This window comes from Stenotrophomonas maltophilia, from assembly GCF_004920835.1.
Classification (GTDB): domain Bacteria; phylum Pseudomonadota; class Gammaproteobacteria; order Xanthomonadales; family Xanthomonadaceae; genus Stenotrophomonas; species Stenotrophomonas maltophilia_AQ.
Window position 1 is genome coordinate 70010 of record NZ_QFHO01000011.1, and the last position, 11575, is coordinate 81584.

Annotated in this window: 8 protein-coding genes; 4 read left to right on the forward strand and 4 right to left on the reverse strand. The window is 67.3% G+C overall.

Going from position 1 to position 11575, the window contains the following annotated elements; genetic code table 11:
• Positions 1–12: 12 nt before the first annotated feature.
• Positions 13–891, reverse strand: coding sequence for a tetratricopeptide repeat protein (locus tag DI041_RS10130; RefSeq protein ID WP_046983125.1), 879 nt, complete (start codon positions 889–891; stop codon positions 13–15).
• A 354-nt stretch (positions 892–1245) separates the two neighbouring features.
• Here DI041_RS10130 and asnB point away from each other — a divergent pair, with 354 nt between their 5' ends.
• Positions 1246–2937, forward strand: a complete 1692-nt coding sequence (gene asnB, locus DI041_RS10135; RefSeq protein WP_136638653.1) for an asparagine synthase B — start codon at positions 1246–1248, stop codon at positions 2935–2937.
• Between the two features lie 57 nt (positions 2938–2994).
• Here asnB and DI041_RS10140 read toward each other — a convergent pair whose 3' ends face one another.
• Positions 2995–5322 carry a penicillin acylase family protein gene (locus tag DI041_RS10140; protein ID WP_136638652.1) on the reverse strand — a complete coding sequence of 776 codons (2328 nt, stop codon included), beginning with the start codon at positions 5320–5322 and terminating at the stop codon, positions 2995–2997.
• A gap of 124 nt (positions 5323–5446) precedes the next feature.
• On the opposite strand from DI041_RS10140, the gene bfr reads away from it, so the two are divergent.
• Complete coding sequence (gene bfr, locus DI041_RS10145) at positions 5447–5935, forward strand: bacterioferritin (RefSeq protein ID WP_004151115.1); 489 nt, start codon at positions 5447–5449, stop codon at positions 5933–5935.
• Between the two features lie 339 nt (positions 5936–6274).
• Here the strand turns inward: bfr and parC are convergent, their stop codons facing one another.
• A complete protein-coding gene (gene parC, locus DI041_RS10150) occupies positions 6275–8518 on the reverse strand; it encodes a DNA topoisomerase IV subunit A (RefSeq protein WP_046983121.1) in 2244 nt (747 codons plus the stop codon).
• Positions 8519–8578: 60 nt separating this feature from the next.
• Positions 8579–9460: a helix-turn-helix domain-containing protein gene (locus tag DI041_RS10155; RefSeq protein ID WP_049456750.1), complete on the reverse strand. Its 882-nt coding sequence runs from the start codon at positions 9458–9460 to the stop codon at positions 8579–8581.
• A 172-nt stretch (positions 9461–9632) separates the two neighbouring features.
• Here DI041_RS10155 and emrR point away from each other — a divergent pair, with 172 nt between their 5' ends.
• The gene (gene emrR, locus DI041_RS10160) at positions 9633–10076 is read left to right on the forward strand and encodes a multidrug efflux system transcriptional regulator EmrR (protein WP_025877626.1); all 444 of its coding nucleotides are present in this window, start codon (positions 9633–9635) and stop codon (positions 10074–10076) included.
• Positions 10073–11569: a multidrug efflux transporter outer membrane subunit EmrC gene (emrC, locus tag DI041_RS10165; protein ID WP_046983119.1), complete on the forward strand. Its 1497-nt coding sequence runs from the start codon at positions 10073–10075 to the stop codon at positions 11567–11569. Before emrR ends, emrC begins: the two co-directional genes overlap by 4 nt.
• Positions 11570–11575 lie beyond the last annotated feature (6 nt).

The following is an 11575-nucleotide window of genomic DNA, read 5'->3' on the forward strand; positions in this document are numbered from 1 at the left end:
CATGGCTCGGCTCTACTCTGAAAAAATGAAGAACGGCGGCTCGATCGCTTTCTTCCAGTAGCTGGGCGCGGCCATGTAGAAGCGCTGCGCCTCGGCGCGCGCGAACCAGCGCGCGGCAGCATCGGTGTCCTTCTCCACGCCCGGCGCACTGCGGCCCAGCAGCAGCCCGGCGAAGTACTGGCCGAACACATTGCCCCGCTCACCTGCGCGCTGGTACAGCTGCAGTGCACGCGCTGGATCGCGTGGCAGGCCGACGCCTTTTTCCAGCAGTGCGCCCAGATCGACCTGTGCGTCGGCGTCACCTGCAGCGGCACGGCGTTGGATCCTCGCCACCAGCGGATGCACGGTATCGCCTGTGGCCGCTACTGCGCCGGGCAGTCCCGATGACGACGACGCATAGCGCTGGTAGACCATCGCGCGAAGGTCCCAGCGCAGCGCTCGCTGGGCATCGCCGCGCTCGCGATAGGCCTTGGCCAGGTCAAAGAACGCATACGGATTGCCGTGGTTGGCGGCGGCCATAGACCAGCGTTCGCCACGTCGCCAGGACGCGCGCAGCACCGGTGCCGGGTTGATGTGGGGGCTGTCGGCATGCTGCAGCGTGCCGGAGATCCAGATCCGGCCCAGTGCTTCTTCCGCCTTGGTGTTGTGGAAGGTCCAGGGTGTGATCGCTGCGGCACGCTCGTAGTAGGTGACGGCGCGCAGATCGTTGAAGCGCTCGAAGGTCCGCGCGGTTTCCCAGGCGCCGTCGAAGCTGCCGTCGGTTCCGCGTTGCTCCAGTACCTGTTGCTGGTCCAGCTGCAGTGTGGAAGGTGGGGGTAGGCTCTGGCAGGCGGCCAGGCCCAGGCAGAGCAGGGCGGCCAGCGCCCCGGTGCGTCCATTGCGGTGTTGCATTCCTGTTACACGGTTCAGGGTGGGCCATTATGCGCTGGCTGGCGCGGTGGCGGTCCTTCCGCGTGGTTGCCGACGCAACTGTTGCGCGGCGCCGAAAACCGGGGTAGGGTCGATGCCATGTCGATCCGCCTGGCCACCGCCGTCAATAACAACAACCGCAATAATCTGCGCGCGAATAATCGTGCGCGGCCGATGCGGGACTGCGCCCTGGGTAGATAGACAGCAACACACGCCCGGACACCAGAAAACCCGCATCAGCCGATGCGGGTTTTTTTGTGCCCGGGTGCAGTCCCCCCGGGCCTGGTTGCCGGTCGAACACCTTCCCCGTGAAATCCCCACAACAGGAGCTCTGCCATGTGTTCGATCTTCGGAATCTTCGGCCTGCAGGCCGGTGACGATCTTCCCGCCCTGCGCCGCCACGCGCTGGAGCTGTCGCAACGCCAGCGTCACCGCGGTCCGGACTGGAGCGGCGTGTACCTCGATGAAGGCGCGCTGCTGGTTCACGAACGGCTGGCCATCGTCGATCCGGCCGGTGGCTCGCAGCCGTTGTTGTCGGCCGATGGGCAGCTGGCGCTGGCGGTCAACGGCGAGATCTACAACCACCAGCAGCTGAAGGCCACGCTGACCACCGCCTACGACTTCCAGACCGGTTCGGACTGTGAGGTGATCAACGCGCTGTACCGTCAGGGCGGTACGCCAGCACAGTGGCTGGAACAGCTCAATGGCATCTTCGCCTTCGCCCTGTGGGATCGCGAGGCCGGACGGGTGCTGGTGGCACGTGACCCGGTGGGCGTGGTGCCGCTGTACTGGGGCCACGATGCACAGGGCCGGCTGCGCGTGGCCTCGGAAATGAAGGCACTGGTCGATACCTGTGCCGACGTCGCGCAGTTCCCGCCGGGCCATTACTTCGACAGCGCCAGCGGTGAGCTGGTGCGCTACTACCAGCAACCGTGGCGCGACTATGCCGACGTGCAGGGCCGCCAGGCCGACCTGGCCGAACTGCGCCAGGCGTTCGAGCATGCGGTGGAACGCCAGCTGATGAGCGACGTTCCGTACGGCGTGCTGTTGTCCGGTGGCCTGGACTCGTCGCTGGTGGCGGCGGTGGCCGCACGCTACGCGCGTCGCCGCATCGAGGATGGTGGACAGACCGAAGCCTGGTGGCCGCGCTTGCATTCGTTCGCGATCGGCCTGAAGGGCTCGCCCGATCTGGCGGCTGCGGCGATCGCTGCCGAGGCACTCGGCACCGTGCATCACGGCTTCGAATACACCTTCGAGGAAGGCCTCGATGCGCTGCCGGAAGTGATCCGCCACATCGAGACCTACGACGTCACCACCATCCGTGCATCGACGCCGATGTTCCTGCTCGCACGGCGGATCAAGGCGATGGGCGTGAAGATGGTGCTCTCCGGCGAAGGCAGCGACGAGATCTTCGGCGGCTACCTGTACTTCCACAAGGCGCCGGATGCGCGCGAATTCCACGATGAGCTGGTACGCAAGCTTGATGCCCTGCACAACTACGATTGCCTGCGCGCCAACAAGTCGATGATGGCCTGGGGCGTGGAGCCGCGTGTCCCGTTCCTCGACCGCGAGTTCCTCGATGTGGCGATGCGCTTCGATGCCGCGCACAAGATGGTCGGTGCCGGCTTCGGTGGCCGCCGCATCGAGAAGGCGGTGCTGCGCGAAGCGTTCGAGGGCTACCTGCCGGACAGCATCCTGTGGCGGCAGAAGGAGCAGTTCAGCGACGGCGTCGGCTATGGCTGGATCGACGGGCTGAAAGCGCATGCCGAAGCGCAGGTGAGCGACCGCGTGCTGTCGGCGGCCGACAAGCGCTTCCCGCACAACCCGCCGCAGACCAAGGAGGCGTACTACTACCGCCACCTGTTCGAACAGTTCTTCCCCAGCCGCGCGGCGGCCGAGACCGTGCCGGGCGGCAAGTCGATTGCCTGTTCGTCGCCGGCGGCGATTGCGTGGGATGCCAGCTTCGCGGCAGCAGCCGATCCTTCCGGCCGCGCGATTGCCGGCGTGCATGAGCAGGCGCTGGCCTGACGCTGCAATGATGGGGTCAGATCCCTTTTCTTTGGAAAAGGGATCTGACCCTGGTCGTCAACGCGCAGGGACCAGCGTCATCACGTGCTGCGCCTTGCCTGGCAGGAACGGGGTCGGTCGGCCATGCACCCAGTCTTCGTGGCCAGCCGCCCAGTACGGCGACAGCGGATGGCCGCTCTGGCCGCCGGGCATGTGCACGATGCCGTCGGCCTCGTGGCCGGGCGAAACCACCATGCGTTCGGAGGCACCGAAGTTCGGCGTCTGCACGCGTGGCATGTCGCGGTCACCGGGCAGGGGATCGGTGGGCATGCACAGCCAGCGTTTGGCGATGTCCGGCAATGCACGCGCGATGGGATGGCAGATCGCCGCAGTATTGCGTTCGCCCCAGCTGCGCTTGGCCAGAGGGCCCTGCCTGGACAGCTCGCTCTCGGTACGGCGGGCGGCATCGATCAGCAGCGCGTCCCAGCTGTCGAAGGCGGGAGGCAGCAGATTGGCCGGACGCTCTTGCAGCATCGGCCACGCCACGCCTTCCAGCTGCGCCAGGCGCGGGTCCAGATAGTCATCGCCCAGTGCCGCGTTGGCCGGTGCCAGCAGTGCATCGGACAACGTCTCCATTACCTGTGTACGGAATTCACGCACCACCCGGTAGCTCACCGAGCTGGTCGAGGCCCGGCCGCCCCATTGGTGACTGACGGACTTCAACCGCTTCAGCGCAGGATCGTCACGGTGTTCGATGACGTCATGCAGCAACGCCCACCAGCGCTGCAGGAACACCGCGCGGTCATCAAGCTGGATCGCCAGCAGGTCGTGCTCGTCGAAGCGCTCCTGGATTGCCAGCAGATCGCGGATCTGCCGCGCCCGGGCACCAAGGTCATAGCCGCCATTGCCGACGCTGGCCAGTGCTTCGCCGTCGAGGACGCGGCCGTTGGCGGTCCACAGGCGATGGTTGGGGGGATCGATCAGTGCCGGCGAGGCATCGCTGCGGATCGGCCACGGTGCGCAATCCTGGTTGCTGGCCGCAGTGAAGCCGGCCGGTGCACAGCCGGGGCCTCGGTCGGGGCGGGCGCCGATCAGGCGCCAGGCGATGCGTCCGCTGCGGTCGCCGACCACCAGGTTCTGCGCGGGGATGCCGGCGCGGTCGGCGAAGTGCAGGGCGCCATCCAGATCGCCGGCGCGGGCCAGGTCACCGAAGTCCAGGCGCACCGCGCCGGGCAGGTGCGCGACCCAGCGCAGGGCATCGCCGCTGCCATCGGCATGGGTGTGCAGGATCGGGCCCCAGGCGGTTTCGCGCACCGGGAACACCACGTCGGCCTGGCCGGCCACCGCAATGCGTTCGTCGTGCACGGTCACAGCGGCGCTGGCCGGTTCAGTCCGGTAGTCGGCAGTATCGATGTAGCTGTTGGTGAAGCCCCAGGCGACGTGTCCATTGCTGCCGACGATCACCGCCGGCAGGCCAGGCAGCGAGAAGCCAGTGACGTCGACCTGGCCGCCTGCAGCCTGCGAGTCGGGGTAACGCAGGCGCACCCGGAACCACAGGCCAGGCGCGCGCAGGCCCAGGTGCATGTCGTCAGCCACGATCGCGCGGCCGTCGGCGGTGAGCGCGCCGGCCACCGCGAAGTTGTTGCTGCCGATGACGTCCGCCTCCTCCTGCTCGGTGCCCGGCTTTCCCTTCAATGTGCGCAGATCGAGCTGGCTTGCATCGGGCAGGGCCGCGTTGCCGGTGGCTTCGCCAAACAGCGGTGCATCCCATTCGGTGCCGTCGTGGGCGATCAGCGCGTACAGCGCCGGCGGCACCACCGCGCGGATGCGGCTCAGGGCAAGCTCGGTCTGGTTGCCTGGGTCCTGCAGGTCGGCGTACATGGCCAGTCCGGCCAGCACGCTGTCGCTGGCCTGCCACGGGTGCGGTGACTGCCGCAGCAGCAGGTAGGCCCACGGCCGCACGGAGAGATCAGCCAGGCCTTCATTGACGCCGTCCACATAGGCACGCACGGCCGCGCCGTTGTCGCCCAGCGCGGTATCCAGATGCGCCTCGGTGCGGGCGCGCAGGCGGTGCACGCGCATGCGTTTGTCGGCGTCGATGGCCTTCGGCCCGAACAACGCCGACAGCTCGCCAGCCGCACTGCGGCGCATGAGGTCCATCTCGAAGTAGCGTTCCTGCGCATGCACATGGCCGAGTGCACGCATCGCGTCGGCCTGGCTGCCGGCAGTGATGGTGACCACGCCCAGCGCATCGCGTTCGACGGTGACCGGCTTGGCCAGACCAGGCAGTGCATGTTCGCCGTCGAGGTCGGCCAGGCTGCCGCGCAGCAGCAGCCACAGGCCCAGTACGGTAACCAGCACGATGGCGATCAGCACGCCCAGCACCCAACGCCATGTACGTCGCATCGCACGTCCTTTCCGAACTCGTGGGCCGATTGTAGCCGCAGGCGCAACTGCGACTGATTCCGATTAGATCACCGTATTTTGAAATGCGGCACCCTATGTCACATCGATTCACAGGAGCCCCCCCATGAAAGGCAACCCGGACGTCATCGCCTGCCTGAAGGAACTGCTGCGCGGCGAACTCGCTGCCCGCGACCAGTACTTCATCCATTCCCGCCGCTACGAGGACCAGGGCCTGTTCGCGCTGTACGAACGCCTGAACCACGAGATGGAAGAGGAAACCCAGCACGCCGACGCGCTGCTGCGCCGGATCCTGTTCCTCGGAGGCGACCCGGACATGCGCCCGCATGCCACCGAGCCGGGCAAGACCGTGGAGGAGATGCTGCAGAAGGATCTGGATACTGAATACGCGGTTCGGAACAATCTCGCCGCCGGCATGAAGCTGTGCGAGGAGAAGGGTGACTACGTGAGCCGCGACATGCTGCTGGCGCAGCTGAAGGACACCGAGGAAGACCATGCCTGGTGGCTGGAACAGCAGTTGGGCCTGATCAAGCGCATCGGCCTGGAGCTGTACCAGCTGAGCAAGATCGACGGCAACGGCGCCCCGGCGCACTGAGCCGGCGCCTCGCGCCGACCCGGTAGTGCCGACTGTTAGTCGGCCGCTTTTGCAGGGCAGCCGACCAGCGGTCGGGTCTACCAGAAGCACAGCGTTCTGTCGCCCGCCAGCACCGGAGCACCGCCAGCCAGCCTTCGCCCGCCAGCTGCTCCACCGCCCGCCAGCCGACAACGAAAAAGCCGGGGAATGCCCCGGCTTTTTCGTGTCCGGGGTCAGATCCGTTTTCGACGAAAACGGCTCTGACCCCATTGGGATGGAAAACGCCAACCGAGGTTGGCGTCTACCGGGGCAAGGCGTGTCAACCAAGGTTGACACCCACCATGAGCAGGGCCGCGGCCCTCATTCCACCGACAGCCCTTCCACCTTCTGCCAACCGCGCGGCAGCAGGTGGCCGCGGGTGGCGCGGGCGCCGAGGTAGGCGTCGAGCTCGTTGAACTTCAGGCCCATCGTGCGCTGCCCACTGCGCACCTGAAGGGTCTGGCCCGGGCTGATCGCCACGATGGCGACCACGCGTTCGGTGGCGAGCTTGGCCTTCGGGATCTCGATGATCTTGTTGCCCTTGCCCTTGTCCAGTTCCGGCAGGTCGTTGGCGGCGATTGCCAGCAGGTTGCCGGAACTGGTCACCGCCACGATGCGGTCGGTGGCGACGTTGGCCACCACCGACGGGGTCAGCACGGTCGAACCGGCTGACAGGTTCAGCATCGCCTTGCCGGCCTTGTTGCGGCCGATCAGGTTCTCGAAGCGGGTGACGAAGCCGTAGCCGTGGGTGGAGGCCAGCACGAAGCGGGTGTCCGGCTCGGCGCTGGCCAGGGTCACGAAGCTGGTGCCCGCGGCCGGCGAGAAGCGTCCGGTGAGCGGTTCACCGTTGCCACGCGCGGAGGGCAGGGTGTGTACCGGCGTCGAGTAGGCGCGACCCTCGCTGTCGAGGAACGCGACCTGCTGGGTGCTGCGTGCACGCACCGCGCCCTGCAGGGCGTCACCATCGCGATAGGACAGGGCGGACGCATCGACGTCGTGGCCCTTGGCGGCACGGATCCAGCCCTTCTCCGAGAGCACGACGGTCATCGGCTCGCTCGGCACCAGTTCGGTCTCGTCGATGGCCTGCGCGGCCTGGCGCTGCACCAGCGGCGAACGGCGTGCGTCGCCGAACTTCCTGGCATCGGCGGTCAGTTCGTCGCGGATCAGCTTCTTCAGCTTGGTCTTGCTGTCGAGGATGCCGAGGATCTTCTCGCGCTCCTTGGCCAGCTCGTCCTGCTCGCCACGGATCTTCATCTCTTCCAGGCGCGCCAGCTGCTTCAGCTTGGTTTCCAGGATGTACTCGGCCTGGTCGTCGGACAGGCCGAAGCGCGCGATCAGCGCCGCCTTCGGTTCGTCCTCGGTCCGGATGATGTGGATCACCTCGTCCAGGTTGAGGAATGCGACCAGCAGGCCTTCCAACAGGTGCAGGCGGCGCTCGACCTTCTGCAGGCGGTGCTGCAGGCGGCGGGTGACGGTGCTGCTGCGGAACGCCAGCCATTCGCTGAGCAGCATCTTCAGGTTCTTCACCTGCGGACGGCCGTCCAGCCCGATCACGTTGAGGTTGACGCGGTAGCTGCGCTCCATGTCCGTGGTGGCGAACAGGTGGCCCATCAGCTGCTCGGCGTCGACACGGTTGGAACGCGGCACCAGCACCACGCGCACCGGGTTGGCATGGTCGGACTCATCGCGGATGTCCTCCAGCCACGGCAGCTTCTTGGCGCGCATCTGCGCGGCGATCTGCTCGATCACCTTCGACGGCGACACCTGGAACGGCAGCGCGGTGACGACGATGTTGTTGGCTTCCTTGGTGAAGGTCGCACGCGCACGCACGCTGCCGTTGCCGGTCTCGTACATGTTCCGCAGGTCATTGGCCGCGGTGATGATCTCGGCGCTGGAGGGGTAGTCCGGTCCCTGCACGTGCTCGCACAGGTCGCGCACGCTGGCCTCGGGGTTGTCCAGCAGGTGCAGCAGCGCGCTGACGATCTCGTTGAGATTGTGCGGCGGCACGTCGGTGGCCATGCCTACGGCGATGCCGGTGGTGCCGTTCAGCAGCAGGTGCGGCAGCCGCGCCGGCATCCAGGTCGGTTCCTGCAGGGTGCCGTCGAAGTTCGGCGCCCAGTCGGTGGTGCCCTGGCCCAGTTCGCCCAGAAGCACTTCAGCGATCGGGGTCAGCTTGGATTCGGTGTAACGCATCGCCGCGAACGACTTCGGGTCATCGCTGGAACCGAAGTTGCCCTGGCCCTCGATCAGCGGGTAGCGGTACGAGAACGGCTGCGCCATCAGCACCAGCGCCTCGTAGCACGCGCTGTCGCCGTGCGGATGGTACTTACCGATGACGTCACCGACGGTGCGCGCGGACTTCTTCGGCTTGGACGCGGCATTCAGGCCCAGCTCGCTCATCGAATAGATGATGCGGCGCTGTACCGGCTTCAGGCCGTCGCCGATGAACGGCAGGGCACGGTCCAGGACCACGTACATCGAGTAGTCGAGGTAGGCGCGTTCTGCGTACTCGCGCAGCGGCAGTTGTTCGAATCCGTGGAACACGGGGCGGGCAAGATCGGTCATGCGGCGTTGTTACCTATTGTCGGGAGGCGGCGACGGCGGTCGCCGCTCGCAATCCTGTGATTATCCGGATGCGGCCGGGGATGCCAAGCCGCGCGCAGGGTCCAGCCCGGTTTCCAGGCCATGCCCGGCCCGCGCCAGGTAGCGCCCGGGCGGCAAACCGAAGTGGCGGCGGAACACGGTGACGAAGGCGCTGGCGCTGCTGAAGCCCAGCGCGTGGGCGATATCGGCCACGCTGCGGCCGTCGGTCAGCTGGCGCAGCGCCTCGGACAGGCGGGCCTGCTGCCGCCACTGGGCGAAGCTGAGCGTGGTCTCGTCGCGGAAGTGGCGGGTCAGGCTGCGTGGCGACAGACCCGCCCAGTGCGCCCATTCGGCCAGGCTGCGCTCGTCGGACGGGTCGGCCAGCAGCTGCGAGGCGATCTTCAGCAGGCGCCGGTCGTGCGGCATCGGCAGGTGCATGCGCTGGCGCGGTGCGGTGCGGATCTCGTCCAGCAGTACATCGATGATGTGCTGGCGCTCAGGGGTGGTGGCATAGCCCAGCGGCCATTCGCAGATACGGTCGGCCAGCGCCTGCGCCAGCTTGGACAGGCCCAGCACGCAGGGGTCGGAGGGCAGGGTGGCGCAGGCGGGCGCGGCCAGCGCCATGCCCCAGCCACGCAATGGCCCGTCGAGGGTGACCGTATGCGGCTCCAGCGGCGGCATCCAGCCGGCCGAACCCGGCGCCAGCGACCACGTGCCGTGCGAGGTTCGGGTGGTCAACAGGCCGCGCTCGACACAGATCAGCTGTGCGCGCTGGTGGTGATGCCAGTCCACTTCACGGACCAGGCCCTGCGGGCTGTCGAAGCGGAAAGCGACAACCGGAGGGCCGTCATTGCGCTCGAACCAGTCCAGTGCGTCATCACGCAGCAGGCGCTTGGGAGGGGGGATTTCTGCCTTGTTCATCATATCTGCTGGCTGAAATGTGTCATCCATTGGCTGAATTGTACTACCGGGCCAGCTGAGCGGGCCATTAAGGTGAGCGCCTTCACTGATCCAGCCCACTGCTGCAACACAGCATTCGATGCCAGATCGAATATTTCCATTGAGAAATATTTTTTTTGGAAGAGAATGCTCCCCCATGATCTGTCCTGCAACCACTCCCCCCAGCTTCGGCCTGCTGCTGCGCCAGGTGCGCGACGGCCTGGTCCGCCAACTCGACGCCTCCATGGCTGAAGAAGACCTCGGCATCGGCTTCACCCACTACATCGGGTTGAAGGTGCTTTCGAACATGGCGCCGTGCACGGCCAATGAACTGGCCCAGGCCATCGACCAGGTGCCCAGTGCGGTGACCCGTCTGCTGGACAAGCTGGAGGCACTGGGCTGCGTACGCCGCGAGCCGCATGCCCAGGACCGGCGTGCGCTGCAGATCGTGCTGACCGATGAAGGCCGCGCGCTGTGGGCGCGGCTGAAGCTGCGTGGCGACGCGGTGATGGATTACGCCCTGCGTGACCTGTCCGCCGACGAACGCACGCAGCTGCTGTCCCTCCTCACCCGAATCCGCGATTCCCTGACGACCCCATGAACCCGATCCCGCATTCCACTCTCCGCCGGTCCGGGCGCGCGCTGTTGGTATCAGCGCTGGCCCTGGCCTTGGCCGCCTGCGCCAGCAGCCGCGGCCTCAACCCGCAGGGCCACGTGCTCGATGTGGACAGCCTGCACAGCGAACGCACCCTGGCCGACACCGATCTGAGCGCCACCGGCTTCCCGGCGCAGGACTGGTGGAAGGCACTGGGCGATGCGCAGCTGGACGCGCTGGTCGCCGAGGGGCTGGCCGGCCACCCGAGCCTGGACGCTGCCGATGCGCGCCTGCGCCAGGCGCAGTCGCAGGTCGGTACCGCGCGTGCCGATCGCCTGCCCAGCCTGTCGGTGTCCGGTGGTTACACCGGTCTGCGCCTGCCCGAGTCGATGGCCGGCAGCGAGATGGGCGGCCATTACGCTGGCAGCAGCCAGGTCGCGTTTGATTTCAGCTATGGCGTGGACCTGTGGGGCGGCAAGCGCGCCGCTTGGGAAGCCGCCGTGGATGGCGCGCATGCCGCCACTGTTGAAGCCCAGGCCGCGCGCCTGAACCTGTCCACCGGCATCACCCAGGCCTATGCCGACCTGGCCTACGCGTGGCAGCTCAACGACGTGGCCGAGGAAGAGCTGACCCGCTCGCAGAAGTCGCTGCAGTTGACCCGCCAGCGCCGCAGTGCCGGCATCGACAGCGATCTGCAGGTGCGCCAGGCCGAGGCCCGCGTGCCGGCCGCGCAGCAGCAGGTGCTGGCCGCACAGCAGCGCATCGACGCCGCCCGCACCGCGCTGGCCGCCCTGGTCGGCAAGGGCCCGGACCGTGGCCTGTCGATCCAGCGTCCGCAGGCGTTGAATCCGATGGCGCTCCAGCTGCCGGGCGTGCTGCCCAGCGAGCTGCTCGGCCGTCGTCCGGACATCGTTGCCGCGCGCTGGCGGGTGGAAGCGGCCGACAAGCAGATCAAGGTCGCCAGGACCAAGTTCTACCCGAGCTTCAACCTGACCGCACTGGCTGGCGTCGTCGCACCGAACGTGGGCGATCTGCTGAAGAGCAGCTCCACCTTCGCCTACATCGGCCCGGCGTTGAGCCTGCCGATCTTCGAAGGCGGCAAGCTGCGCGCCAACCTGGCCAACACCGATGCGCAGTACGACCTGGCGGTTGCCAACTACAACCAGACCGTGCTCGATGCACTGCGCGACGTGGCCGACCAGGTCAACGCGGTGCGCTCACTGGCGCAGCAGTCGAACGCGCAACAGCAGGCGGTGGACACCGCGCGTTCGGCCTTCGACCTGGCCCAGCAGCGCTATCGCGCTGGCATCGGCAGCTACCTGGACGTGCTGACCGCGCAGTCCACCCTGCTGCAGTCACAGCAGCAGCTGGCCGGCCTGCAGTCGCAGCAGGTGCAGACCTCCGTGCGCCTGAGCAAGGCGCTGGGCGGTGGTTTCCAGCCCAGTGATGCCGATCACGCCGCGCCGCTCGCCTCCCATTCCGATTCCTCGCATTCCTGAAGATCC